This window comes from Treponema sp. TIM-1 (assembly GCF_046533115.1).
Taxonomy (GTDB): domain Bacteria; phylum Spirochaetota; class Spirochaetia; order Treponematales; family Breznakiellaceae; genus JAIRMO01.
The window spans coordinates 1-24,877 of sequence record NZ_JAJQRC010000020.1; the positions used below are offsets into that span (position 1 = coordinate 1).

Sequence of the window (24,877 nt, forward strand, 5' to 3'; positions counted from 1 at the left end):
CATTACTGCATAAACCCACAATTATTTCTGCTTTCTTTAGGAAACCATCCTTGCGCTATATATGAGGTAATATTTATGAAAAGTTTAGTAACACCATACGGAATATCGCCCAGGGTAATTTTCTGGGTATCTCCAATTTGATTATTATTTCCCTCTTCATTATCGCGATCGCCGGCTTTATTATGCAAAAGACAACTTTTGGAAGGAAGATGCAATTCGTAGGTGCCAATATAAGTGCCAGCGCCTTTAGCGGGATACGGATTCGGGTTTACACTTTTCTTTCCTTCTTTATTTCAGGATTCATCGCAGGGTTAGTCGGAATTCTACAGTTTTCTAAACTAACCACCGCTACAATCAATATTGGCGATGGCTGGCTTTTTAACGCCATGACCATCGCGGTATTTTCCAGTGTCATCTTTGGAAGATTCAAGGCGCATGGAATTATTCTGGTTGCCATATTGGTTAACATGATGACCACCGGAATCAATATGCTTGGGGTTTCTTCCGCCTGGACCAACTTCGTATTGGGTTTCATATTGCTGTTGTCCCTGGCGGCGGGGAAATATATCAATTTTGATAATTTAAGATCAATTATCAGAATTACAAGGAGAAAATAAATGGACGTCAAAAAACTGTTTAGTTTGGAAGGCCGAAAAGGCTTTATCACTGGCGGCACTCAGGGTATTGGTGAATGTATTGCAATGGCATTCTCAGAACTCGGCGCTGAGGTGGCGATCATCGGACGTGACACCAAAAAGGCCGAGGCCGCAGCTACGAAGATAGCGGCAAAAAGCGGAGGAAAGGTTATCGGTTATGGCTGTGATGTAAGCAGCCCGGAAGCGGTGGATAACATGCTCGTTTCCTATGTTGCCGATTTTGGCCAGCTTGATTTTGCCATTAACAACGCGGGAATCTGCGCCATGGACCCGGCGTTGGAGATCAGCCCACAAACATACGAATCGGTAATTGATGTTAATCTGAATGGGGTTTTTTACACCGCCCGGGCCGCGGCGAAACAGATGGTCAAGCAGGGCAAGGGTGGTTCGATAATAAGTACCGCCTCCATGTCAGCGCACATCATAAACCAGCCCCAGACCATAGCCGCCTATTGTGCCAGCAAGGCCGGGGTTGTTCAGTTGACGAAAGCCCTGGCGGTAGAACTTTCTAAATACCATATCCGGGTAAACTGCGTCAGCCCCGGTTATATACAGACCGATCTGGTTGCCAGCCTGAAGGACATGCTTGGTATATGGGTAAGCAAAATGCCGGAAGGAGCCCGTCTTGGATTTCCGGAAGACCTGATCGGTACTTATATATTCTTGGCCAGCGACGCTTCCGCTTGGGCTACCGGTTCCGATGTCGTAGTTGACGGGGGTTATACGATCCTCTAAATCGGTTCCAATGTTACAATTTTTGCCAAGGACTGGTTCCCAAACAAACCAAGTTTTGAAGGAGGAGGGGTATATGAAATATGTTATTGCCTATGACCTGGGTACGGGCGGGTTAAAAACCTCTTTATTTGACGAACAGGGCGTTTCGGCTGCCAGTGATTTTAAACAGATTAAAACCTACTATCCGGCCCCGGAATTCCGGGAACAGAAGCCCCGGGAGTGGTGGGAAGCGGTAATGTCCGGTACCAAAGACCTCTTTGCTAAAGCTAAGGTTAAACCGGGCGATATTGTGGCCGCCGCCGTGTCGGGCCACAGCCTAGGCGTTGTACCCATAGCAAAAGACGGCAGCCTTGCATCGGAATATGTGCCCATTTGGACCGATGGCCGGGCTCCCGGGCAGGCCAAAGATATATTTGAGGAAATTAATGAAGAGGCGTGGTACATGAAAACCGGCAATGGTTTTCCCGCCTATCTTTATTCGGCCTTCAAAATTCGCTGGTACAAGGAAAATAAGCCGGAATTGTACCACCAGGTTCAAACCTTTATCGGTACCAAGGATTACCTGAACTACCGGCTTACCGGGGTTCTCGCTACCGATTATTCCTATGCTTCGGGAAGCGGGGTCTATGATCTTATCAAATGTAATTACGACCAGGATTACATACGGCGTTTCGGCCTTAAGCCGGAAGATTTTCCGCCCCTCAGAGAATCCAGGGACATCATCGGAAAGATAAAAAGCGAAGTCGCCAGGGAGATGGGCCTGCCGGAACATCTACTCATAGCCGCCGGTGGAGTTGACAATGCCTGTATGGCCGCGGGAGCAGGTTGTGTGGAAGAGGGTATGGCCTATACCTCCCTGGGAACTTCAGCCTGGATTGCGGTTTCCTCCCACAAACCGGTACTGAATTTCAAGACCAAGCCCTATGTATTCGGCCACCTTATCAAGGGTATGTACGTTTCCGCGGAAGGGACCTTCTCCGCGGGCAATACATTCCGCTGGGTAAGGGATGTTATCTGTTCCGACCTTCTGGAAATCGAGAAAAAGACCGGCGAGGATGCCTACAAGCTGATGGATGAAATCGCACAACAGTCCGAGATCGGGGCAAAGGGCCTTGTCTTTAATCCTACCATGGCCGGGGCATGCTCCCTGGATAAATCTGTCAACGCCAAGGGCGCGATCATCGGACTTGACCTTCAACATACACGGAGCGACATTGTCCGCGCAGCCCTGGAAGGCGTCTGTCTTGCCCTCAAGATGGCTCTGGAGGAACTCAAAAAAATCGCCCGCCTGTCCAATGAAATGCTCATCGTGGGCGGCGGCGGCAAGAGCCAGTACTGGCGGCAGCTATTTGCCGACATCTATGGCATGACTATAACCGAATCGGCGGTGGGCGAAATTGCCGGTTCCCTAGGTGCGGCAGCCTGCGCGGCAATCGGTGCTGGTCTCTGGAAGGACTACGGTCCGCTTATCCTCCTGAACAGGGCGATCAATACCAAAACCTGTAACCGGGAAAATTACGAACGTTACAACCGTATTTTCCAGGTGTACCGGAAAGTAAGCGAGCAGCAGAGTGAAATTGCGGATTATAAAGAGGAAGTCCTTAAATGAAAGATGAATTTTATTTTGCCGTTTCCCTGGGATGGACGGCGAACGCATCGGGAAAACGCCAGAAAGCGGTGTTTGAATCGCTGTTTAAGGAAAATAGAATTACCCGTTACGACTTTGCCGACGCCAATTACGACGAAAAAACTCAAGTCCGCTCAGATTGAGGCGTTTATTACCAAAAAACCGGACATCCTTTGGCCTTGGGATGCCTCCGGCAAGGTAAGTACGACCACAACAGTCGCCTCCTGGCTTTTCTCCGATATTTGGAAAGAACTGCGGGCGATCTGGTGCGCCTGGGACGGGTACTGTAATGTATCACCGTAAACTCTAACCCTGTATAAGTCTAATTCCTGTATGGATTTAGACTTAAAATATGCCTATTTAGGATTCCAGATGGCTTTTGAGCCTCTTTGTAATTCTTTATCCTGTCTGGAATTAGCTCATTGTATAATTTTTTGTAATATAACGACTTAGATCATTTTGGGTTAGAATTTTACTTTTGAGGCAGGACCCCTTTTTCGACTAGAATAATTATGAGGCAATGCGGTGGCTTGACATTGATTTCTTTTTCGGATAATATAAAAGACCATTTTGGAGCGGTGTCCGAGTGGTTGAAGGAGGCGGTCTTGAAAACCGTTGTGCCGTAAGGTACCGGGGGTTCGAATCCCCCCTGCTCCGTATGGCTTTATATAGCCAAAAAAGTGGGGATTCGAAACGGAACGCTTCTCGATAAATGCCAAGGCGTAAGCCTTGACCAATACGGCCGGCGCAGGACGCGCCGGAAGCGCATAGATGGGCAGAAGGGAGCTTGCAGGACGCAAGCGACCGGATGCCGAATCCCCCCTGCTCCGATAAAGGTTTTATATAGCCCCAAAAGTGGGGGATTCGAAACGGAGCGCTTCTCGACAAATGCCAAGGCGTTAGCCTTGACCAATAGGGTCGGCGCAGGACGCGCCGGAAAGCGCGTAGACGGGCAGGAGGGAGCTTGCAGGGACGCAAGCGACCGGATGCCGAATCCCCCCTGCTCCGATAAAGGCTTTATATAGCCCCAAAAGTGGGGGATTCGAAACGGAGCGCTTCTCAATAAACGCCAAGGCGTTAGCCTTGACCAATAGGGCTGGTGCCAGGACGCGCCGGAAAGTACGTAGACGGGCAGGAGGGAGCTTGCAGGGACGCAAGCGACCGGATGCCGAATCCCCCCTGCTCCGATAAAGGCTTTATATAGCCCCAAAAGTGGGGGATTCGAAATGGGACCGGCCAATATTGGCCTGACAGTGGTTTTTTGGAGGGTAACCTCCTAAATATATTTAACTCTTGGAGCGGTGCGAGAGCGGTCGAATCGGGCTCCCTGCTAAGGAGTTGTACCCCGAAAGGGTACCGGGGGTTCGAATCCCCCCTGCTCCGAAAATGGTATTTGTTGATGATAGATGTTTTTGATGAATTAACGGTCAGTATAACCCCACAAACGGGGGATTCGTTGATGATAGATGTTTTTGATGAATTAACGGTCAGTATAACCCCACAAACGGGGGATTCGAAACGGAGCGCTTCTCGACAAATGCCAAGGCGTTAGCCTTGACCTATATGGCCGGCGCAGGACGCGCCGGAAAGTGCGTAGACGGACAGGAGGGAGCTTGCAAGGATGCAAGCGACCGGATGCCGAATCCTCCCTGCTCCGAAAATAGTATTTGTTGCTGATAAATAAGAATAAGGCGCAAAAGGGACGGAATAGCTCATTTTTTCCCTTCTTGTATCTTTACTTATTCGCCTTCTGCGCCTTTGCGGTTAAAATCAGATCTTTTAATCGTTATAAGGTCACTATCTCCGATTGATGGTCACGTTTCCCGAACTGGTCCGGGCATATATGGTCCGCTCCGGGGAGGGGCCAAAGGGCCGGAGGATGGTGCTGTTTCCCGATACCTGCGCCGGCTCGTCCCCGGCTACCTGTATACTGCCGCTGTTGGTAACCGCGTCCAGGTTAAAGGAGATATCCCGGGGGATGTTCAAAATAATATGCCCACTGGAGAGCCGGAGCCGGAGGTCCCCGGTAAGTTCTTCCATAGTGATGGTGGCGCTCCCCGAACTCAGGCCAAAACTGCCCTCACCGGAAAAATTTTCAATCGAAAGGGAGCCGCTGCTTAACTCAATAACGCTGGTACCCTGCAGGGTGTCGATCCTCATCCGGCCGCTGGAGGTTTTTAGCCGGTGATCCGAACCGGAGAGCCCGCCGATCTGCAGCCTCCCGCTGGAAAGGCTGATAAAGGAATTACCCTCGGCGTTCCTGATATCCAAATCGCCGCTTGAAACCCGGACCGAAAGGGTCTCCGCGGAGAGGCGGTTAAAGGATACCGAACCGGAACCGACGTTGATGTCGATGGTCTTATAATCCACCAGGTCCATTTCCGCCCGGAAGTTCCCGCTGGCATTGGAGATCCGGATATTTTCCCGGAACGAGTTGGGAAGGTAGATTTCCGCCCGGGCCTCCCAACGCCAATCAAACCAGGGCCGCCGGCCCTGTCTGACCGTTATGGTCCCGCCGGACCGGGAGATATTCATATAGTACCGGGGCCGGTCTATTTTCATATATTCTTTGATAATCAGATCGCCGGTTTCGCTTTCCCGGAGGATCACCTCACCGCTTCCGTAGCTTATGGAAAGGGTATCTATCCCGCCCAGGCCCATGGTTTGGGTGTTCACCAGGGGAAGGTCCTCCGCCGCGTATCCCGTCCAGGCCCCGGCCATTACCAAAAACAGGATCACCCCTGCTTTGCGGATTTTTAACAGCATCTTGGTCATACAAAACTCCTCTTGTTTTAAGATCTGGGCTTCGTCATCATGCTTTGGGCCGCCAGTTGAACGGCGACGGCAAAGATAAAGACCAGCCAGGAAAATTTAAACCCAATAATGAACCCCAACAGGATAAAAAGACCCGCCGCGAAGATCCATATTGCCTTAAAGTCCCGGAGCTCTAGGGTTTCTTCATATTCCGAAAACAGGTGATCCACAAAATCCTTGGTATCCATTATTCCGCTCCTAACAGTTTGTCTAATATCTTCCGGGTAAACTCCCAGTCCAGGATGTTTTGCCGGTACTGTTCCCGGCCCTTATCGGTGAGCCGGTAGTATCTGCGCCGGGCCCCCTGGGTTTCATCCCCCCAATAGGAGGTGATGCATCCTTCCTGCTCCAGCCGTTTGTAGCTGGAATAGAGGGTGGTTTCTTTAAGTTCGTATTGTTCCCCGGTACGCTCCAGAATCGTATTGTAGATCTCAAAGCCATAGGCATCGCCCTTATGGAGTATATTGAGGACAATGGTATCCGTATGGCCCCGCAGTACATCGGACGATAATTTCGGCTCCATGCCGCCTCCTTATAGACCTGCCGAATCTGCAGGCAGGGAAAATCCACGAAAAACTAAATCCGGACGATGAGTCCCCGGAGCCCGATGAGGATCACGGTAATCTCCATAGTCTCCTTCATTTTATCGGTCTATCGAATTAAATTATAAGACGTAATACTACGACTGTCAATTATCTTGGATTAATTTTAGGTCGAATTTTTACCAAAAACGGCAAAAGCCGCTTATTTTTTTGTCAGTACCATTAACAGGGCGATATCCCCCTGGCGTACCCCGGGGATTCGGGCGGCCTGTCCCAGGGTAAGGGGACGGACTTGGGCGAGTTTTTCCTTGGATTCCGCGGACAGGCCGGGGACAGCCCGGTAATCAAAGGCGGGATCGAGTTTGATGGTTTCCATCTTGGCGTTCCGGGCAACGGTCCTGCTTTCTTTTTCGATATATCCGGCGTATTTGATATCCAGCGCCGCCCGGTCCAGCCACTCCCGGGGATAGTCCGCCAGTTCCGGGACATAGGGAAAGAGGTCTTCGGGGCTTATCCCGGAAGCCGTCAGGGCCCGTTCCAGGCTGTCCCCGGCATGGGAACGGAGGGCCTCTGGCCCGTCTTTTTGTTCCGCCGGGCCGGGAACCTTCCGGCTGCGGAGCAGTTCCGTAATCACCTCCAGGGCCGCTTTCTTTTTTTGAAACCGCTCCCAGCGCCGATCATCCACCAGTCCTAGGGCCCGGCCCCGGGGACTAAGCCGGGTGTCCGCCGTATCGTGGCGCAACATGAGCCGGTGTTCCGCCCGGCTGGTGAACATCCGATAGGGTTCCCTGGTCCCCACTGTGGTGAGGTCATCCACCAGGACCCCGATATAGGCCTCGGCCCGGCCCAGCACCAGGGGCGGTTCGCCCCGCAGCTTCAGCGCCGCGTTGATCCCCGCCATGATGCCCTGGGCCGCCGCTTCCTCGTAACCGGAGCTGCCGTTGGTCTGGCCCGCCACAAAAAAACCCGCCACCCGTTTGGATTCCAGGGTCGGATAGAGGTCCAACGGATCCAGATAATCGTATTCCACCGCATAGGCGGGCCGGACTATCCGGGCCTCCTCCAGACCGGGGATACTGTGGATAAAGGCTTCCTGTACGTCCTCGGGGAGGGAACTGGAAGCGCCGTTCATATACATCTCATTGACGGCGAGCCCTTCGGGTTCGATAAAAAGGTGATGCCGATCCCGCTCGGGAAAACGGACCACCTTATCCTCAATGGAAGGACAGTACCGGGGACCAACTCCGTGGATTTTGCCGCCATATAGGGGGGAACGGTGGATATTTTGCCGGATTATTTCATGGGTTTTGGGGGTGGTATAGGTGATCCAGCAGGGAACCGAGGGCCGATCCGGAACAGCCCCCGGCGCAACATCAAAAGAAAAGGGGACGGGAATTTCACCCTCCTGCCGTTCCATCCGGGAATAATCGATGGAATCCCCGGCGATCCGGGCAGGGGTCCCGGTTTTGAGCCGCCCCAGGGGAAAGCCCCGGCGTCTGAGGTTTGTCCCCAGGCCCAGGGCCGCTTCTTCCCCCAGCCGTCCCTCCCGGGCGTCATATTCACCGATAAAGATTTTACCTTCCATAAATGTCCCCGCCGCCAGGATCACCGTCCGTCCCTGGATACGATGTCCCCGCAGGGTCACCACCCCCAGAACCCGGCCCTCCCCTATCAGGAGGTCGCTCACGGTGTCCATGTAAACACAAAGCCCCCTCTGGTTTTCCACGGCTTGGCGGGCCGCGGCCTGATAGGCCTGTTTATCCGCCTGGGCCCGGGGGGCCTGAACCGCAGGGCCCCGGGAACGGTTGAGGATGCGGAACTGGATCATGACGGCGTCGATGAGCTTCCCCATCTCCCCCCCCAGGGCGTCCACCTCCCGGACCAGGTTCCCCTTGGAAAGGCCCCCCACCGCGGGGTTGCAGGAGAGGGCCCCGATCCGGTCAGGGTTTTGGGTGATGAGGATGGTGGAACAACCAAGCCGGGCCGCTGCCAGGGATGCTTCGATGCCGGCGTGTCCTCCGCCTATTACAATACAGTCATAATCCATAAACAATCACCCAATTATGCTGAGGATACGGTTCCGGAATTCCCCACCCCACAAGGTCAAAAGGCAGTATCCCCCTTTTAGCGGTTTATATTCAAGAGCGTTACCGCGGCCGGAACAACCCTGGTACGCCTTACCGGTTCCCATCCAGGGTAAGGCCCGATTCCACCAGCAGCCTGGTACGGGGATGGCTGGGGGCGCGGAGAATCCGGCGGGATGGAGCGTCTTCGATGATCTCCCCCCGGTTAAACACCACAATCCGCTCCGAAATATCCGCCACCGCCGGGAGATCGTGGGATACGAAAATCAGGGTAAAATTTCCCCCCTCCTTAAGCGCATGCAGTAAGGTGAGGATTTCGACCTTGGTGATAATGTCCAGGGCGCTGACCGCCTCATCGGCAATGAGAACTTCGGGATTGGTAACCAGGGCCCGGGCTATGGCGATACGCTGGCGCTGCCCCCCCGAAAATTCCGCGGGACGCCGGTTCATACTATCTGCCCCAAGCCCTACTTTTTCCAGGGCCCGGAGGATCCTTTCTTTTTTCTCGTCTTTGGTCTTGGTCAACCCGAGGGAAACCAGGGGTTCACCGATAATGCCTGCAACTTTCTGGGCCGGGTCCAACGAAAGAAAGGGGTCCTGGAAAACAGGCTGCACCCTGGTCCTAAAATTCCGCAAACCCTTTCCGGTCATCTCCGCCAGGGACTGTCCGTAAAAAAGAAGGGTTCCTTTGCGGGCCCTCGCCAGGCGGAGGAGCAGGAAAAGCAGGGTGGTTTTGCCGCTCCCCGATTCCCCCACTATTCCAAGGCTTTCCCCTTCCGCAATGTCAAGGCTGATGTTTTTCAGGACCTCCTTTTCTTTGTATCCAAAGCAGACCTCCGAAAGCTCGAAAATTTTTTTCCCGCCCCTCGGGACTTCCCGATTCCCGGCGCTCATGGCGGTCCCTCCTTTTTCAGGGCCAGGTCCAACTCCCGCGCAGCGCGGAGGAGAAGCCCGGTGTACTCATGATGGGGATGCTTGATGATATGTTCGGTGTCCCCGGTTTCGACTATACGCCCATCCTTCATTACCAGGATCCGCTCGGCGATTTTCCGTACCGCCGCGATATCATGGGAAATAAAGAGGACCGCCATTCCCCGGGCTCTCGCGGTTTCTTGTATGAGTTCGATGAGTTGTTTCTGAATCTGGGCGTCGGCTGAGCTGGTGGGTTCATCGGCAATGAGCAGTCTGGGGGAAGCGGCAAGCGCCAGGGCCAGGGCAACGCGCTGCTTCTGCCCCCCTGAAATCTCGAAGGGCAGCGATCCGGCTATACGACGGATCTCCGTGAGCTTCACCTCTTCCAGAAGGGAATATACCCGTTCCCGGAGTTCCGCCCCCCGCAAAGACGAATGCTTTTTGAGGGGCAGGGCCAGCTGCCGTTCTATCTTCATCAGGGGATCCAGGGCTGCCGCCGGTTCCTGGAATACCAGGGAAACATCCCTGCCCCGGATCAGGTTGAGCGCCCCTTCGCCGGCGCCGATGATTTCATGTCCCGCCAGGATGACGCTCCCCTCCGCCCGTATGGCCCCGGGCAAAAGCCCGGTTACTGCCAGGGAAGTGAGGGATTTTCCGGAGCCGGATTGTCCCAGAATACCCACAAGTTCCCCCTCCCCGACACTGAAGTTGAGATCCTGAAGAAGGGGTTTCCCCGAATCCACCAGGTACGCCCCGAGGCCCTTCACGTTAAGCAATGCCGGAGGGTTGGGTTTATCCTTCACTGACCTATGCCTCCCCCGGAGTCCAGTTTGTCACGGACCGCATCGGCAAGAAGGTTTACCCCACTTACTATCATTACGATGACCAGCCCGGGCAGTACCGCTCCCAGGGGGGCGGTCAGCACCGTCCCTTGGGCTTCCTGCATGAGCCTCCCCAGGGAAGCGTTAGGCGGGGGAACCCCCAGGCCCAGGTAGGAGAGGCTTGCTTCCGCCAGAATGGATACGCCGAATACCACCGCGATATTCACCGACAGCACCTGCCATATATTGGGTAATATATGGATAAAGGTGATGGCCAGGTTTCCCGTTCCCGATGTCCTGGCGCTCACAAAAAACTGCTTGGACATGATCTGTTTTGCGAGGATCCGGGTAAGCCGGGCAATGATCGCCGAACAGGCGATGCCGATGGAAATAACCGCCGTCCCGGTACTCCTCCCCTGGGTTGCCCCTAAAAGCATGGCCAAAAGGAGGGTGGGAAAGGCGATAAGGAGGTCGAAAAAGGAAGAAGCGGCGTTATCGGCCCATGGGGGGAGCCAGGCCGCGAGGAGACCGGCGGTGATCCCCAGGATCGCGGCTATCAGGGTGGCGCTTATACCGACCATATAGGCGATCCTGGTACCGGCCATCACGTAGCTCGCGAGATCCCGGCCAAGACGGTCCGTACCAAAGAGGTGGGCGGCGCCGGGACCTTCAAGGCGCCCCCCGGAGGTATCCTCCAGACGGTAGGGGGTCCAGAAAACCGAGATCAAGGCGGCGGTAAAGGTTATAACCAGGAGCACCACGGCGACGGAGAGCCGTACCGGTGTCTTCTTCCTGACCATATCACGCTCCATCCCGGGGGATTCTAAGCCGGGGATCCAGGATACGCTGAATTACATCGGCGATAAAGCCGATCATGAGGACCAGGAAGGTGGTGGTCAGGAGTATGCCCTGGATGGAAGGATAATCATGCTGGGCTATTGCCTTGGTCAGCATTGAGCCAAGTCCGGGGAGGGAAAAGATATTTTCCACCATTACGGCCCCAAGGAGGGTCGAGGAAAGTTCTATCCCCATAATGGAAACTACCGGAACAGCGGCGTTTCTGATACCGTGGAACACAAAAGACGAAACCAGGGAAAAACCAAGGGAACGGGAGGTACGGATATAGCCGGAATCCAGCACGTTAAGTACACCGGCCCTGATATACCTGGCCAAGGTGGCGCTCATCATGAATACAATGGTCGCCGTGGGCAGTACCAGGGCCCGAAGGGCATGGCCCGCGTTTCTCCAGCCCTCCGCCGGCCATCCCCCGGAAGGCAGGATGTGCAGATGCAGGGCAAAAATCCAGACAAAGAGGATCCCCACCCAGAATATGGGAATGGCTATGCCGATTTGGGTACCGGCCGTCAGAATCACGGCATACCATCTGCCGTTTTTATAGGCCGCGATGAATCCGATAACACCGGCCACAAAAACGGAAATGACAAAGGAAATAAGGGTGAGGGGGACGGTGACCCGCAAACGGGCGAATACTTCGGGGGCCACCGGAATGCCGGATATGAAGGATTCGCCAAAGTCCCCCCGGAAAACCCCGGAAAACCACGCCGCCAGCTGATGCGTCAGGGGGAGGTCGGACCCCACCTTCGCCCTGGCCGCCGCGACTTGTTCCGGCGACGCATCGGGGGGCAGCAGGGCATTGGCGGGATCTCCAGGAAGCAGCCTGAGGAGGATAAATATCACCAGCAGGGCGGCAATGAACGAGACCAACAGAATAAAAACACGGTGAACCAGATAGGTGCCCATGGGAGTATTATACGGGGAGCTCATAACGGGGTCTACCGAAGCGGACCCCGTCGCCCAAATTATGAACCTGCTTCAAATGTATGGTCCTGCCGGACCAGGGAATTTTGCGGCCGGCTCATCTCTTTACAATATTATAGACATAGAACTGGGAATTAAGCCCGTTTAACGGATACCCGGATAACCCGGAGGATGCGATGACGATCTGGGGATAGAGGTAGAGCCAGATACTGGCCGCCTCGTTGGCTATGATCCGGTTTACTTCCAGAAGCCTGCGGGTTTGTTCATCGGCGGTGGCGGACTGTTCGGCCTGGTTTACCAGTTCCGTTACCTGGGGATTATTATACCCCCAGTAGAAATCGGGATTTCCGTACCATACCACATCCCGGTCATTTACGTGTTCCTGGAGGGTGGCGGTAAAATTCCTGTCCCGAAAAACCTTGGTATACCATTCGTCGGCGGATATGGGATTGATGGTTACCTCGACGCCGATCTTGGCGAGTTCGCTTTTTACGAATTCAGCCACCAGCGGATGGGGATCATAGGTAGGGGTATCCAGGGTGAAGGAAATACCGTTGGGATAACCCGCCTGGGCAAGGGAGGATTTTGCCAGGGCCGGGTCATAGGGATTGGCGTTGACCAGGGCCGGGTCGTACCAGGGATCGGTGGGGGGTACCATGGAGCCGATCAGGGAACCGTATTTGCCCCAGATGGAACTGAGCAGTTTCTGCCGGTCGATGGCGGAGTAGATGGCCTTGCGGACCAGGACCTGGTCAAAGGGTTTTACCCGGTCATTGAACGCTAAAAGCTCCTTGGTTGTGGAGGCCCCGTTGTTTATTACGAAACCGGCATTGTTTTCAAACTGGGAAATGGCGTCGGGACTTTGGACGGCGGTAATAATATCAATCTGCCCGCTGAGGAGAGCGTTGTTCAGGGCGCTGGCATCGGTAAAGTAATTGAATACCACCCCGGCGTTTTTCGCGGCCGGTCCCCAGTACCCATCCCATTTTTTAAGACTCAGGGAGCTGCCCCGGATCCAGGTATCCAGCACGTAAGGTCCCGTCCCGTCTTCGGTAGTCTTGAGGTCCCTGCCGTCGGCATTCACTATCCACACATAGGACAGGGTGTACGGAAAGGAGATGGAGGGGCTGTTCAGGGTAAAGACCACGGTTTTGGCATCCGGGGTATCTATACTCTTTATTACCCGGTAACTGGACTTCCGGGCGGCCAGGGAAGTTTCGGCGATGACCCGCTCAAAACTGGTCTTTACGTCCGCCGAAGTAAGGGCCTTGCCGGAATGGAATTTAACCCCCTCCCGCAGGGTTATGGTGTAGGTAAGACTGTCGCTGCTTTTGGTGTAACCCGCGGCGAGGAGATTTTCTACCGTTCCCCCATCGGTCAGCCGGAAGAGGCCCTCATAGACATTTCCGTTAAAAGCCTCGGTAATGCCCTGGCCTCCGGCGTCAACATTCGAAAGGTTACCCGGTTCATAGAGGGAACCTATGCGGATAATCGCCTGCTCCGGACTTGCCGCCGCCGCATCCCGTCTGCCGCCCGCGAAAAGCGCCGGACCGGCCCATACCGCCAAAACAAACAGGAAGACCGAAAACATCCGAATGGGGAATAGTCTTTTTGCGTTCATACGATACTTCTCCTTGTATAAATCATAGTATATCCATAGATATTATAAGATTTTAGATCAGTGCTTTTAGTTTGTCAATGGGGATTATTACACCAAGTCCCCCTATTATAAAAAAACCCTCCCGGTTCTCCTGTTGGACCCTTGAGCATTATGAAAACTTATCCGATAATGTCTCTATGAGTATGATTCCAATCCTTGCGGCCGTTATTTTTCTTACGGTAATCGTTATTATCATGATAACGTTCCTGGGCCGTTCCAAAGGTGGTGGGAGGGGCGGAAAACGGGCAAAAGGCAGGGATGCCATATTAAAAAACGCCAACAAGCGGCTCAGCCAGAACCCTCGGGATCCCGAAGGGCTCCTGGCCCTGGGGGATCTTTATTATCAGGAAGAAGCCTGGGATAAGGCCTACACGAACTATCTGGCCCTCGTGGAAATGGCCGGTTCTTCCCCGACCATCAATGAATTCGAGGTAAACCTGCGGTATGCCACCGCCGCCATGAAACTGGGCTTTACCAATGAAGCCTATAAGGGATTTTCCACCGCCCGGAGCCTAAAGTCGGATAATTTTGAAGTGAACTATAACCTGGGAAATTTGGAATTCCAGCGGAAAAACTATGAACGGGCGATCCAGCTCCTCCAGCAGGCCCGCACCCAGGACCCCGAACACGCCCCGACCCTCCGGTGCCTGGGGCACTCCCTCTTTAAAATCAAAAAATACAAAGAGGCCATGAGCTTTATCCGCAAAGCCATAGACATTGCCCCGGAAGACAAGGAATCCCTCTACACCCTGGCCGAATGTTATTTCGAGGTCAATCAAACCGAACAAGCCCTGCGGATCTTCGGCCACCTCCGGCCGGATCCCGTGATGGGACCCAATGCGTGCCTTTTCTCCGGTACCATCAACATGAATCAGCATCAGTACGAAAAGGCGATCCAGGATTTTGAGATAGGGTTACGGCATCAAAATATCAAACCCGACATACTGATTGAGTTAAAATACCGGGCGGCCACCGCCTATTTAAAGCAGCAGGAAATCGGTAAAGCCCTGGGCCACCTCAAGGATATCCAGGCTGAAAATCCTGCCTACCGGGACGTGTCCGTGTTAATCGGAAAATATCAGGAGCTCAACGCCAACCAAAATCTCCAGATCTTCCTTATGGCCCCTTCCGCGGATTTTGTCGCCCTCTGCCGGAAAATTGTTATGACCTACTATACCCGGGCCAAGATAAAAATCACCAATATTTCGGTGAATAAAAACGAATGGGCGGACATTCTGGCCGAAGTGGACACCCCAAAATGGTCGGATGTGGTCATGTTCCGGTTTATCAGGACCCAGGGATCCATCGGGGAACTGATAGTCCGGGATTTCCACTCCCACCTAAAGGAAGTAAAGGCCGGCAAGGGCATTTGTATGGCGGTGGGGACTTTTTCCGATGAGGCGAAACGGTACACCGAAGCCCGGCTCATCGACCTTATCGAAAAGGAAAAACTCAGCGCCATCCTCAATACGGTGGACGCAAGATCCGCCCGGGCGCTCCCTACCAAAAAGTAAGGGTTGCCCCCGGGGGCATCCCCTTAGGACCCGCGCGAGAATAAAATGCCATGCATTTTATTCTAATTGCTTATGCAATTAGGAAATAACATGACATAACATGACCGATTGGTCATGTTATGTCATGTTATTTCTGCGCGGGTCCTATGCCCGTCTTGCGTATTTTTTCATATCAAAGAAGACCGCCACAATGATGATCGCCCCTTTGACCAGGAGCTGATAATAGGAATCGATGGACAAAAAACTCATCCCGTAGTTGATAAGACCCATGGTAAAGACCCCGATGATCATCCCTCCCACGGTACCCACCCCGCCGCTTTGGGAAACCCCTCCCACGGTGACTGCCGCAATGGCGTCCAGTTCCATACCGTTGGCGGTAAGGGCATTGGCCAGCCCCAGCCGGCCCGCCTGGAGTACCCCGGCGATCCCGTAGAGCAGGCCCGCGTATAAGTAGACACACATCAGTTCCCGTTCCACATTGATCCCCGATACCCGGGCCGCCTGGGCATTGCCCCCGATGGCGTAAAAATTGGTCCCCTGTTTGGTATGTTTCAGGAAAACCCAAATCACCACGGTGATGAGTAGTACATAAATACCCAGGTAGGGGATCGAAAACACCGTAGGCCCGATGGACTTCTGGGCCAGATTTTTGAAACCGTTATTCAGGGAACCGACTATGGCGGCCTTGGTATAGATCAGCTGGATCCCCCGGGCTATGGACATGGTCCCCAAAGTCGCGATGAAAGGGGGGAGTTTGCCGTAAGCCACCAGGACCCCGTTAAAGAGACCGAAAAGCCCCCCGGCCAAGATACCGGCGACAATGGGAACCACCAGGGGAAAGGAATGACCGTAGTACAGGGCCGACTCGTAGGTAGGGATCTGGGCAAAGGAAGCGGCCACCGAGGCGCACAAACATACCACATACCCGATGGAAAGGTCTATTCCCTTGGTGATGATGATCATCCCCACCCCCAGGGAAGCGAAAGCCCGAACCGCTTCGGCGATTATCAGGGTTTTGATCGAAGCCCAGTTCAGGGCCTGTCCCCGGGTGAGGATCGCCAAAAGAAAAACCAAAAACACAAAGGTAAACAAGGTGGTATACTTACTTAAATACTGTTTAAAATCTTTCATGCTTTTCTCCCTTACGCAAAAGTCCCTATATTCTTTAAGACGGAAGTCCCGCCGCCGTTTACGCGAATTGGGTCGCGTATCGCATGATCGCTTCCTGGGTTGCTTCCTCTTTTATCAAGGTACCTGTCAGGCGACCGGCGCAGAGTACCAGGACCCGGTGGCTCATGCCGATAAGCTCGGGCATCTCGCTGGACACCATAATAATCGCCTTCCCCTGTTTCGCCAAATCGCTCATGATGGTATACATTTCAAACTTTGCCCCCACGTCAATACCCCGGGTGGGTTCGTCCAGGATCAGGATCTCCGGCAGGGTGATGAGCCAGCGGCTGAGGATAACCTTTTGCTGATTCCCCCCGGAGAGGTTCTGGACCAGGGTAGCCATGGAGGGGGTCTTGGTTTTAAGCATCTGGTTCTGTTTCACCGCCACATCGGTAAGGACCTTGTGATTCAGCAAACCGATTTTGTTTTGGTAATTCCCCAGGGAAGCGATGGTGGTATTGGTGGTAACGTCCAGCAGGGGGAAGATCCCGGAACTACGCCGGTCTTCGGTGACGAGCCCGATACCGGAACGGATCGCCGCCTGGGGGGTGATTCGCTTAATCGGTTCCCCGTTAACCCGCACTTCGCCGCTGGAAATGTCCCGGATACCGAAGATGGCCTCCACCAGTTCCGTCCGTTGGGCCCCCACCAGGCCCCCGATGCCCAGGATCTCCCCCTTGCGCAGCTCAAAACTGATGTCCTTAAAAGACCGGGGGTTAAGGGCGGTAAGGTTTTTAACCTCCAGACATACCTCCCCGATAACCGATTCCACCGGGGGAAACCGGTGGGTGGTGTCCCGGCCCACCATGAGGGAGATGAGTTTATCTCCGGTAAGGTCCTGGACCGGATAGGTGCCTATCACCCGTCCATCCCGCATGACCGTCACTAAATCGGCAATCTGGAAGATCTCTTCCATTTTGTGGGAAATATAAATGATCGCGACCCCCTTGGAACGGAGATCCCGGATAATTTCAAAGAGATGGGCCACCTCATTTTCGGTAAGGGAGCTGGTAGGCTCGTCCATTACCACCACCTGGGCATTGTAGGAAACCGCCTTGGCGATTTCGCAGCCCTGCTGCTGGCTGATAGAGAGGCTTTTCATGGGCGCCGCGGGGTTAAATTTAAAATTCAACGATTCCAGCAGGACCTTGGTATCCTGGAACATCTTTTTGTGGTTGATGAGGTGGAATTGGTTCACCGGCTCCCTGCCGAGCCAGATGTTCTGGGCCACCGAACGTTCCGGAACATTGGAAAGTTCCTGGTGGATCATGGAGACCCCCGCATCCATGGCATCGGCGGCGCTGTTAAAATGACATTCCCGGCCCCCCAGAATGATCTTTCCCGCGTCCATCTTGTATATGCCGAAAAGGCACTTCATCAGGGTGGATTTCCCCGCGCCGTTCTCCCCCATGAGGGCATGGACCGTCCCCGGCGAAACCCGAAAATCCACCTTATCCAAGGCAAGTACCCCGGGGAACTGTTTGGTGACCCCCAGCATTTCAATGATATGGGCTGATCCTTCCATATATATCATATCTCCACTAAAACCAACAAATAGTCAAGCTGCCCAAAGGATTCTTCCCTTCGGACAGCCTTGAGTATCCATGGTTTACGGGCTGCCCGGCCAAGCTTTTCAAACCTTCCGGACAGCTCCGGCTTCACCCTTACCGGGGGGCATTCGCCTTGTAATAATCCGAATCCTTGGTTACCGGCACAAAGGGGACCAGATAGCACTGCTGAATGACGGCGGCATCGTTGGCCGGGGCTTCGTCAATCGGCGCGGTTGCCGCGGGGGTTCCCCCGGCGGCATTACCGGCCCGGTAGGTGCCGGTGGCGATCTGGTAGATCACGTCAAAGGCCGCCGCGGACTGGCCCACCGCATCCTGGAGCACCGTGGCGTAGAGCCGATTCTCCTTCATGGAGTTCAGGGCTTCGCCGGTGGCGTCAATCCCCAGGACCGGAACGGTCAGGATCGTGCCGTCGCTGGCGTCGCTTTTGGTAAGGCCGTTCTGGACGAGGGATTCCACCGCCCCCAGGGCCATACCGTCGTTCTGGGCGGCGACCACATTGAAGCGGCCGCGGTAAGCGCCGATCCAGGCGTCCATTTTCTGCTGGGACTGATCCGGGGTCCAGTTGGCCGTATCCCGGGCCACGACATTGACGGTGTATCCCCGGGTTTTAAGCGCCGCCAGAAGGCCCGCTTCCCGGTTGATCTGGGCGGGATGGCCCAGTTGTCCCAGGATGAGGATCATGTTGAGGGCCTTCCCCGGAGCCTTATCGGGATGCTTGTCAAAGTAATCGGCGATGATCTCCCCCTGGTACCGGCCTCCCACGAATTCCGGGGAAGAGGCATAGAAGAAGTTCTTCCCTACCTTCAGGGCATCCACCGTGGGCTGGATATTGGAATACGCCGCAGCCCCGCCCCGTTCGGCGATAAGCTGGTTCATCTGCTCGGAAAGCTCCGAAACACAGGGGATGATGACAAAATACTTATACCCCTGGTTGAGCAGGGTCTGAAGCTGGGTAAGCTGGGTGGCGCCATCGCTCCGGGCATCCTGCACATTGAGGTCCACCCCTTTTTCCGCGGCCAGTTTCCGTATGCTTTCGGAATAGTCCTTGAGGAATTGCTCATCCATATTACGCATAAGCAGGGCGATCTGGACCTTGGCGCCGGCCTGGGCTCCCCCGGATTGCCCCCCTGACTGCTGGCCGCCGCCAGCGGCGAATACTAGCGCGGAAGCCGCGAACAGCACCGCAAGAATCAACACAATCTTTTTCATATCCTTTCCTCCGTCGTTTTTCGATCCTTTCCGGACCGTTGGAATATTGTATGCCCCTCTTTCTTACGCCGTAAAGTTAAATTTTTATGGAAAAAGGTAAAAATTTTCTTTTGCTCGTGTGATTCGTGGGTTTTCCTTTCTTTGGTTGAAACTAAGCATTACCCGGTTTTCATCCGGCCTCTACCTATATTGACATTCATACTTACTCCGCTTACACTTTTTTGGTGGATTTTTTGTATGGGGGCAATCCCAAAACGCGGTTGGTTTGAAAATGGCTTATTGATAAAAACCTACTAAATACGTATTATTTATGAGAATACCCGGCGTTAGGTTTGGGTGAAAGGGGGCGATGATCGCTCAGGAATTATTACGCTTGGAAGGAATTGAGAAGCGATTCGGCGAGGTGGAAGTACTGCGGGGGCTTGACCTTTTCGTAAATGCCGGCGAATTCATCACCCTGTTGGGGTCTTCGGGGTGCGGTAAAACCACCACCCTCAGGATCATCGCGGGACTTGAACAAGCCGACCGGGGCCGGGTGTTCCTCGCGGGAGAGGATGTGACCGATCGGGAGCCGAACAAGCGGGACGTGAATATGGTTTTTCAAAACTATGCCCTCTTTCCCCACATGAATGTGGAAATGAATATTTCCTACAGCCTCAGGTTGAAGCGGCGGCCCCGGGGGGAAATAAAAAAGGCCGTGGGGGACGCCCTGGAACTGGTGCAGCTTTCCGGATATGAGCGGCGGATGCCCCATGAGCTTTCCGGCGGGCAGCGCCAGCGGGTTGCCGTGGCCCGGGCGCTGGTGAACCGGCCCAAGGTGCTGCTCCTGGATGAACCCCTGGGCGCCCTGGATCTGCAGCTCCGCCGCCAGATGCAGGTGGAATTAAAGGGGCTTCAAAAGCAGTTGGGAATTACCTTCATCTATATAACCCATGATCAGGAAGAGGCCCTGGACATGTCGGACCGGATCGCGGTGATGCGGAGCGGCCTTTTTGAACAGATCGGTTCCGCCGCGGAGGTCTACGACTATCCTAAAACGAGTTTTGTTGCCCGGTTTGTGGGAAACGCCAATATATTAACCGGAACCCTGGTCTCCCGGCGGCCCGGAGGGGCCGGAAAAGAGATCCTCACCTTTGAACACCCCGCGGGCCGGGGGGGGGTTGCGGTTTCCTCAGGGGGCCCGGCTGACGGGCAGGGGATCGCGGTGGCGGTCCGCAGCGAATACCTGGATCTGCAGCCGGCGGAGGAGGGCGGACTTGCGGGGCTTGAGGCACGGATCACCGGGAAAAGTTTTGCCGGCGGCCAGCTCCGGATCACCGCGGCCCTCCGGGGCGGGGGGGAGGTTACGGCCAGCAGACACGGTATCGACTCCCAACTGAAGATTGGACAGGCCGTGCGGGTGGGCTGGCCTCCGGATAGGGCGGTGGTGGTGGATGCGGAGATCCCCCATGGGTAAGGTCTTTAAAAAACCGGCCCTGTCCCGGCAGCGGCTTACCCGGGTCGAGTTGTCCGCGGTATTGCCCCTGTACCTGTTCACCCTGGTGTTTGTCCTGGGACCCTTGATCTATATGCTGATGTTGAGTTTTATGTCCCGTTCCGGCGCCTGGGGGGTGGCTTCGGTAGTTACCCTGCGGAATTACCGGCGGATCTTTGAACCGGTCTACCTGGAAACCTTTGTGCAGTCCACTAAGCTGGCCCTGCTCAGTACCTTCCTGGTGATCCTCATCGGCTACCCCTTCGGTTATTTTATGGCCCGTCTGGGTGGAAAATGGCGGAACCGGCTCATGCTCCTCCTCATTATCCCCTTTTGGACCAGTTCTTTGATGCGCCTATACGGATGGATCATCGTATTCCGGGCCAACGGGGTATTGGACTCCGTCCTATTGTCCCTGGGGCTTACCGGGGAGCCCTTAAAATTGCTCTACACCTACCCCGCGGTGGTAACCGGCATGGTCTATGCCCTCTCTCCCTTTATGATCTATTCGGTGTATACCAGCGCGGAAAAGTTGGACTGGAGCCTGGTAGAAGCCGCCCGGAACCTGGGGGCCTCCCCGATACAGGCCTTTTATACGGTCAGTTTTCCCCTCACCATGCCGGGGCTTTTTTCCGGGATAGTTCTGACCTTTATCCCCTCCATGGGCCTCTATTTTGTCGCCGACATCCTGGGGGGAAACAAGGTGGTGCTGGTGGGGAACCTGATCCAGGAACAGCTGATGAAGGCCCACGACTGGCCCTTCGCCGCCGCCTTAAGCGTGGTCCTGATGGCGATGACCAGCCTTTTCCTCTATTTATACCGCCGGCTTACCCGGTCCGGGGATCTGGAGGGGCTGGTATGAAAAAACGCCGGCGCTTCTCCGATTTTTACCTCCTCTTGATCCTGATCCTGATGTATGTTCCCATTCTGCTGGTCATTGTTTATTCCTTTAATGCCAGCCGCCTGAGTTCTGTATGGGACGGGTTTTCCCTCCGGTGGTATCAGGAACTTTTCAGGGACCGGTCCATGTTCCAGGCCCTGCGGAACAGTGTGGTTTTGGGCCTGCTCAGCAGTTTTGCCGCCGCCATCATCGGTACCCTGGCCGCGGCGGGGATGTCGCGGATCCTGCCCCCGGGGGCCAAGGTGATGGAGTACCTTTCGATCCTTCCTATCATGGTTCCCGAAATCATCCTGGGCATGGTGTTTCTCGCCTTTTTTTCCCTCCTCGCCCTGCCCTTCGGGATGGTCACCCTGGTCATCGCCCATACCGCCATCTGCGTTCCCTATACCTATCTTCTGGTGAAAGCCCGGATCGTGGGCATGGATAAAAGTTATGTGGAGGCCGCCAAAGACCTGGGGGCCGGTGAGACGCGGGCCTTTTACGATATTACCCTGCCCCTGGTACTGCCCGCCATTGTTTCGGGGATGCTCATTTCCTTTGCCATGAGTTTTGACGACGTGATCATCAGCGTCTTTGTTACCGGGGTGCATACCAACACCCTGCCGATAAAAATTTATTCCCAGATAAAAACCGGGGTTACCCCCAAAACCAATGCTTTGTGTACCCTGCTGTTTGCCGCTACCGTGGTCCTGGCTACCTGTTCAGCCCTTGTAGCCCGGTCCCTTACCAGCGACCGCAGCATAAAAAAAACATAGGAGATATCACATGAAAAACAGATTCCTTTTGATTGCCCTCGCCGCTGCCCTGCTCTTCCCCCTTGCCGTAAGCGCCGGAGGTTCCAAGGCCAAGAGTACCGCCAAAAAGCAGCTGACCCTGTTTACCTGGGACGCGATGTTCCCCCAGGAGATCCTGGACGGCTTTGAGGCGGAGACCGGCATAACCATCAATTATGTCAATTTTGATTACGATGAGACCATGCTCACCCGGCTGGAGGCCGCAGGGGGCGGGGACTACGACCTGGTGATCGCCGACGACTACATCATCGAAACCGCGATTGCCCGGGGCTTGGTGCAAAAACTCGATAAAAGCCGCCTTTCGAACTATCGAAACATCAATCCCATCTATCAGAAGCAGTTCTACGACCCCGCCGACGAGTATACCGTACCCTACGGCGCCGGGGTCCAGACCATCGTATACGATCCCGCCCGGGTGAACATCCCTATCTCCGGTTATGCGGATCTTTGGAACCCCGCCCTGGCGGACAGCGTGGGGCTCATTGAAAATTACCGGGTCATCAACGGCCTGGCCCTTAAGGTGCTGGGCCAAAGTTATAATACTGGGGATATTGGAACCATCCGATCCGCCGGCGAGCGGCTCCTCACCCTGGCCCCGAATATCCGGCTTATCCGGGACGATAGCCTCGAGAATGAACTCCTCGCGGGGGAAATCTCCGCGGCGGTAATGTACACCTCCCAGGTAACCATGGCAAAAATGGAGAACCCCGATCTAGAGGTGGTGTTCCCCAAGGAGGGAATCGGTTTCGGCATCATGGCGGGCTTTATCCCCAGCAAAGCCCCAAACCCCGACGCGGCCTACGCCTTCCTCAACTACATCCTGGATGCCCAACGGGGGGCCCAGTGCTTTGAATACCTGGGGTATTACAGTACCTATTCCGCCTCCGACCCCTACATCAGTAAGGAATTTAAGGAATTTCTTACCCTGCCGGAAGGGTTTAATACCGATATGGAGATGATAGGAAGCATCAGCGCCGAAGCGGACGAGGAACATACCCGGATATGGACCGCCTTTAAGGCCGCGGCGGGGCGCTAAGGGCTGAGACTAAATTACCCGAGATAAAGGAAAAATAACGAAGCAGAAGTTTTAACCACGAAGGCGAAAAAGGGGAATTTTGAAATATCTTCCTGTTCGTAAGATTCGTGGTTAAATTTTATTGCGACGCAGATATAGTTTTACCCCCATTTTTGGCCGAAAAAATCATTAAACAATCCCCCCTTGACAAGATGTTACGGTTCGGGGGAAACTGGGAGGTGAAATTTTCTTAAAATGATTGCCGGAAACCGGAATTATAGAAGATCCGGTGGATATTATGTTTCAAATAAAGACCTGAAAGGGTTTTAATTTAAGGAGAATACCATGAAAAAGCTAAGTTTAGTCGCTTTAACCGCGCTGCTCTGCGGCGCGCTGATCCTTGCCGGATGCAGCAAGCAGCAGCCCGCGTCGCAGGGTGAGGCGGAGCCCGAGGCGGCCCAGAGCGCCTACCATATCGGTGTGGTGACCGGCACGGTTTCCCAATCCGAAGATGACCTGCGGGGCGCGGAGGAACTGATCAGCCGCTACGGCAGGGTTGCCGATGGCGGCATAATCCAGCATGTTACCTACCCGGATAACTTTATGGATCAGCAGGAAGTAACCATCAACCAAATTACCACCCTGGCCGACGATCCCCTGTTGAAGGCGATCGTCGTCAATCAGGGTGTCCCCGGTACCGCCGAGGCTTTCAAACGGGTCCGGGAGAAACGGCCCGACATACTCCTGTTCGCCGGGGAATCCCACGAAGACCCCCTGGTAATCCAGCAGGCGGCGGATCTGGCCGTCAGCGCGGACTTTATTTCCCGGGGTTACACGATCATCTGGGCGGCGAAACAGCTCGGTGCGGATACCTTTGTCCACATCTCCTTCCCTCGGCATATGTCCTATGAGTCTTTGGGGCTCCGCCGGCAGATATTCGAGGCAGCCTGTAACGACCTGGGCCTTAAATTCGTGTTTGTTACCGCCCCTGATCCCACCTCCGACGTGGGAGTGGCCGGCGCCCAGCAGTATATCCTGGAACAGACCCCCCAATGGATAAACACCTACGGGACGAATTCGGTTTTCTTCTGCACCAACGACGCCCATACCGAACCCCTGCTTAAACAGCTTCTGACCTATGGCGGGATGTTTGTGGAAGCGGATCTTCCCTCTCCCCTTATGGGGTACCCCGGCGCGCTGGGGATCGACCTTTCCGCCGAAGCCGGGAATTTCCCCGCGATCCTCAAGAAGGTTGAGGAAGCGGTGGTCGCCCAGGGCGGTACCGGAAAATTCGGTACCTGGGCCTTCTCCTATGGCTTTACGGTCAGCGCCGGTCTGGGCGAATTCGCCAGACGGATCCTTGACGGTCAGGCCCAGGCGGACAGCCTGAGCGATCTCTACTCAGCCCTGGGCGAATTTACCCCCGGCGCCAAGTGGAACGGTGGTTACTATGTGGATGCCAATACCGGGGTACGGGCGCGGAACCAAATTCTGATCTATATGGACACCTACATCATGGGGAAAGGTTACCTCCCCACCACCGAACAGACGGTTCCCGAGAAGTACTACAGCATCAAATTTCAGGGCGGAAATTAACCA

At 54.6% G+C, this 24,877-nt stretch carries 22 protein-coding genes and 2 tRNA genes; 12 read left to right on the forward strand and 12 right to left on the reverse strand.

Going from position 1 to position 24,877, the window contains the following annotated elements:
• Positions 1–95 precede the first annotated feature (95 nt).
• From LQZ21_RS08940 to LQZ21_RS08965, 6 genes are all read left to right on the forward strand, one after another.
• On the forward strand, positions 96–617 hold the full coding sequence (locus LQZ21_RS08940; RefSeq protein ID WP_411044021.1) for an ABC transporter permease subunit: 522 nt from the start codon (positions 96–98) through the stop codon (positions 615–617).
• Entirely contained in the window at positions 618–1,391 is a 774-nt protein-coding gene (locus LQZ21_RS08945) for an SDR family oxidoreductase (protein ID WP_411043975.1), read from the forward strand.
• Between the two features lie 73 nt (positions 1,392–1,464).
• Positions 1,465–3,000 carry a xylulokinase gene (locus tag LQZ21_RS08950; RefSeq protein ID WP_411043977.1) on the forward strand — a complete coding sequence of 512 codons (1,536 nt, stop codon included), beginning with the start codon at positions 1,465–1,467 and terminating at the stop codon, positions 2,998–3,000.
• Positions 2,997–3,161 carry a hypothetical protein gene (locus LQZ21_RS08955; protein WP_411043979.1) on the forward strand — a complete coding sequence of 55 codons (165 nt, stop codon included), beginning with the start codon at positions 2,997–2,999 and terminating at the stop codon, positions 3,159–3,161. Before LQZ21_RS08950 ends, LQZ21_RS08955 begins: the two co-directional genes overlap by 4 nt.
• 429 nt (positions 3,162–3,590) lie before the next feature.
• Positions 3,591–3,675 (forward strand) — tRNA-Ser (locus LQZ21_RS08960).
• Positions 3,676–4,313: 638 nt separating this feature from the next.
• Positions 4,314–4,401: transfer RNA gene (locus tag LQZ21_RS08965), tRNA-Ser, on the forward strand.
• Between the two features lie 414 nt (positions 4,402–4,815).
• Here the strand turns inward: LQZ21_RS08965 and LQZ21_RS08970 are convergent.
• The 9 genes from LQZ21_RS08970 to LQZ21_RS09010 form a co-directional block, all read right to left on the reverse strand.
• On the reverse strand, positions 4,816–5,793 hold the full coding sequence (locus LQZ21_RS08970) for a DUF4097 family beta strand repeat-containing protein (protein WP_411043981.1): 978 nt from the start codon (positions 5,791–5,793) through the stop codon (positions 4,816–4,818).
• Positions 5,794–5,810: 17 nt separating this feature from the next.
• A complete protein-coding gene (locus tag LQZ21_RS08975) occupies positions 5,811–6,020 on the reverse strand; it encodes a hypothetical protein (protein WP_411043983.1) in 210 nt (69 codons plus the stop codon).
• Positions 6,020–6,355, reverse strand: a complete 336-nt coding sequence (locus LQZ21_RS08980) for a PadR family transcriptional regulator (RefSeq protein WP_411043985.1) — start codon at positions 6,353–6,355, stop codon at positions 6,020–6,022. The genes LQZ21_RS08975 and LQZ21_RS08980 overlap by 1 nt, the downstream gene beginning before the upstream one ends.
• Positions 6,356–6,576: 221 nt before the next feature.
• Positions 6,577–8,421: a tRNA uridine-5-carboxymethylaminomethyl(34) synthesis enzyme MnmG gene (gene mnmG, locus LQZ21_RS08985; protein WP_411043987.1), complete on the reverse strand. Its 1,845-nt coding sequence runs from the start codon at positions 8,419–8,421 to the stop codon at positions 6,577–6,579.
• Between the two features lie 130 nt (positions 8,422–8,551).
• A complete protein-coding gene (locus tag LQZ21_RS08990; protein WP_411043989.1) occupies positions 8,552–9,352 on the reverse strand; it encodes an ABC transporter ATP-binding protein in 801 nt (266 codons plus the stop codon).
• Positions 9,349–10,173: an ATP-binding cassette domain-containing protein gene (locus LQZ21_RS08995; RefSeq protein ID WP_411043991.1), complete on the reverse strand. Its 825-nt coding sequence runs from the start codon at positions 10,171–10,173 to the stop codon at positions 9,349–9,351. The genes LQZ21_RS08990 and LQZ21_RS08995 overlap by 4 nt, the downstream gene beginning before the upstream one ends.
• A complete protein-coding gene (locus tag LQZ21_RS09000) occupies positions 10,170–10,991 on the reverse strand; it encodes an ABC transporter permease (protein ID WP_411043992.1) in 822 nt (273 codons plus the stop codon). The genes LQZ21_RS08995 and LQZ21_RS09000 overlap by 4 nt, the downstream gene beginning before the upstream one ends.
• Position 10,992: 1 nt before the next feature.
• Positions 10,993–11,952: an ABC transporter permease gene (locus tag LQZ21_RS09005; RefSeq protein ID WP_411043993.1), complete on the reverse strand. Its 960-nt coding sequence runs from the start codon at positions 11,950–11,952 to the stop codon at positions 10,993–10,995.
• 115 nt (positions 11,953–12,067) lie between these two features.
• Entirely contained in the window at positions 12,068–13,591 is a 1,524-nt protein-coding gene (locus LQZ21_RS09010; protein WP_411043994.1) for an ABC transporter substrate-binding protein, read from the reverse strand.
• A 176-nt stretch (positions 13,592–13,767) separates the two neighbouring features.
• Between LQZ21_RS09010 and LQZ21_RS09015 the strand changes: the two genes are divergently transcribed.
• The gene (locus LQZ21_RS09015; RefSeq protein WP_411043995.1) at positions 13,768–15,144 is read left to right on the forward strand and encodes a tetratricopeptide repeat protein; all 1,377 of its coding nucleotides are present in this window, start codon (positions 13,768–13,770) and stop codon (positions 15,142–15,144) included.
• Positions 15,145–15,288: 144 nt separating this feature from the next.
• Here LQZ21_RS09015 and LQZ21_RS09020 read toward each other — a convergent pair whose 3' ends face one another.
• From LQZ21_RS09020 to LQZ21_RS09030, 3 genes are all read right to left on the reverse strand, one after another.
• Positions 15,289–16,275, reverse strand: a complete 987-nt coding sequence (locus tag LQZ21_RS09020) for an ABC transporter permease (RefSeq protein ID WP_411043996.1) — start codon at positions 16,273–16,275, stop codon at positions 15,289–15,291.
• 58 nt (positions 16,276–16,333) lie between these two features.
• Entirely contained in the window at positions 16,334–17,839 is a 1,506-nt protein-coding gene (locus LQZ21_RS09025; protein ID WP_411044022.1) for a sugar ABC transporter ATP-binding protein, read from the reverse strand.
• 139 nt (positions 17,840–17,978) lie between these two features.
• Positions 17,979–19,094 (reverse strand): substrate-binding domain-containing protein, encoded by a 1,116-nt coding sequence (locus tag LQZ21_RS09030; protein ID WP_411043997.1) that lies wholly within the window; start codon positions 19,092–19,094, stop codon positions 17,979–17,981.
• 349 nt (positions 19,095–19,443) lie between these two features.
• Here LQZ21_RS09030 and LQZ21_RS09035 point away from each other — a divergent pair, with 349 nt between their 5' ends.
• The 5 genes from LQZ21_RS09035 to LQZ21_RS09055 all read left to right on the forward strand — a co-directional run bounded on the left by LQZ21_RS09035 (position 19,444) and on the right by LQZ21_RS09055 (position 24,874).
• Positions 19,444–20,550: an ABC transporter ATP-binding protein gene (locus tag LQZ21_RS09035; protein ID WP_411043998.1), complete on the forward strand. Its 1,107-nt coding sequence runs from the start codon at positions 19,444–19,446 to the stop codon at positions 20,548–20,550.
• Positions 20,543–21,430 (forward strand): ABC transporter permease, encoded by an 888-nt coding sequence (locus LQZ21_RS09040; protein WP_411043999.1) that lies wholly within the window; start codon positions 20,543–20,545, stop codon positions 21,428–21,430. The genes LQZ21_RS09035 and LQZ21_RS09040 overlap by 8 nt, the downstream gene beginning before the upstream one ends.
• The gene (locus LQZ21_RS09045; RefSeq protein ID WP_411044000.1) at positions 21,427–22,224 is read left to right on the forward strand and encodes an ABC transporter permease; all 798 of its coding nucleotides are present in this window, start codon (positions 21,427–21,429) and stop codon (positions 22,222–22,224) included. Before LQZ21_RS09040 ends, LQZ21_RS09045 begins: the two co-directional genes overlap by 4 nt.
• A 10-nt stretch (positions 22,225–22,234) precedes the next feature.
• The gene (locus tag LQZ21_RS09050; protein WP_411044001.1) at positions 22,235–23,299 is read left to right on the forward strand and encodes a polyamine ABC transporter substrate-binding protein; all 1,065 of its coding nucleotides are present in this window, start codon (positions 22,235–22,237) and stop codon (positions 23,297–23,299) included.
• A 324-nt stretch (positions 23,300–23,623) separates the two neighbouring features.
• A complete protein-coding gene (locus LQZ21_RS09055; protein ID WP_411044002.1) occupies positions 23,624–24,874 on the forward strand; it encodes a DUF3798 domain-containing protein in 1,251 nt (416 codons plus the stop codon).
• Positions 24,875–24,877 lie beyond the last annotated feature (3 nt).

What these genes read in the sequence shown, in the direction of transcription:
- LQZ21_RS08970 (WP_411043981.1), bottom strand. Translation starts at nt 5,793, where the DNA reads ATGACCAAGATGCTGTTAAAAATCCGCAAAGCAGGGGTGATCCTGTTT.
- LQZ21_RS09035 (WP_411043998.1), top strand. Translation starts at nt 19,444, where the DNA reads ATGATCGCTCAGGAATTATTACGCTTGGAAGGAATTGAGAAGCGATTC.
- LQZ21_RS09020 (WP_411043996.1), bottom strand. Translation starts at nt 16,275, where the DNA reads ATGAAAGATTTTAAACAGTATTTAAGTAAGTATACCACCTTGTTTACC.
- LQZ21_RS08980 (WP_411043985.1), bottom strand. Translation starts at nt 6,355, where the DNA reads ATGGAGCCGAAATTATCGTCCGATGTACTGCGGGGCCATACGGATACC.
- LQZ21_RS09045 (WP_411044000.1), top strand. Translation starts at nt 21,427, where the DNA reads ATGAAAAAACGCCGGCGCTTCTCCGATTTTTACCTCCTCTTGATCCTG.
- mnmG (WP_411043987.1), bottom strand. Translation starts at nt 8,421, where the DNA reads ATGGATTATGACTGTATTGTAATAGGCGGAGGACACGCCGGCATCGAA.
- LQZ21_RS08945 (WP_411043975.1), top strand. Translation starts at nt 618, where the DNA reads ATGGACGTCAAAAAACTGTTTAGTTTGGAAGGCCGAAAAGGCTTTATC.
- LQZ21_RS09015 (WP_411043995.1), top strand. Translation starts at nt 13,768, where the DNA reads ATGAGTATGATTCCAATCCTTGCGGCCGTTATTTTTCTTACGGTAATC.
- LQZ21_RS09050 (WP_411044001.1), top strand. Translation starts at nt 22,235, where the DNA reads ATGAAAAACAGATTCCTTTTGATTGCCCTCGCCGCTGCCCTGCTCTTC.
- LQZ21_RS09025 (WP_411044022.1), bottom strand. Translation starts at nt 17,839, where the DNA reads ATGGAAGGATCAGCCCATATCATTGAAATGCTGGGGGTCACCAAACAG.
- LQZ21_RS09005 (WP_411043993.1), bottom strand. Translation starts at nt 11,952, where the DNA reads ATGGGCACCTATCTGGTTCACCGTGTTTTTATTCTGTTGGTCTCGTTC.
- LQZ21_RS08955 (WP_411043979.1), top strand. Translation starts at nt 2,997, where the DNA reads ATGAAAGATGAATTTTATTTTGCCGTTTCCCTGGGATGGACGGCGAAC.
- LQZ21_RS08990 (WP_411043989.1), bottom strand. Translation starts at nt 9,352, where the DNA reads ATGAGCGCCGGGAATCGGGAAGTCCCGAGGGGCGGGAAAAAAATTTTC.
- LQZ21_RS09040 (WP_411043999.1), top strand. Translation starts at nt 20,543, where the DNA reads ATGGGTAAGGTCTTTAAAAAACCGGCCCTGTCCCGGCAGCGGCTTACC.
- LQZ21_RS09000 (WP_411043992.1), bottom strand. Translation starts at nt 10,991, where the DNA reads ATGGTCAGGAAGAAGACACCGGTACGGCTCTCCGTCGCCGTGGTGCTC.
- LQZ21_RS08975 (WP_411043983.1), bottom strand. Translation starts at nt 6,020, where the DNA reads ATGGATACCAAGGATTTTGTGGATCACCTGTTTTCGGAATATGAAGAA.
- LQZ21_RS09030 (WP_411043997.1), bottom strand. Translation starts at nt 19,094, where the DNA reads ATGAAAAAGATTGTGTTGATTCTTGCGGTGCTGTTCGCGGCTTCCGCG.
- LQZ21_RS09010 (WP_411043994.1), bottom strand. Translation starts at nt 13,591, where the DNA reads ATGAACGCAAAAAGACTATTCCCCATTCGGATGTTTTCGGTCTTCCTG.
- LQZ21_RS08950 (WP_411043977.1), top strand. Translation starts at nt 1,465, where the DNA reads ATGAAATATGTTATTGCCTATGACCTGGGTACGGGCGGGTTAAAAACC.
- LQZ21_RS09055 (WP_411044002.1), top strand. Translation starts at nt 23,624, where the DNA reads ATGAAAAAGCTAAGTTTAGTCGCTTTAACCGCGCTGCTCTGCGGCGCG.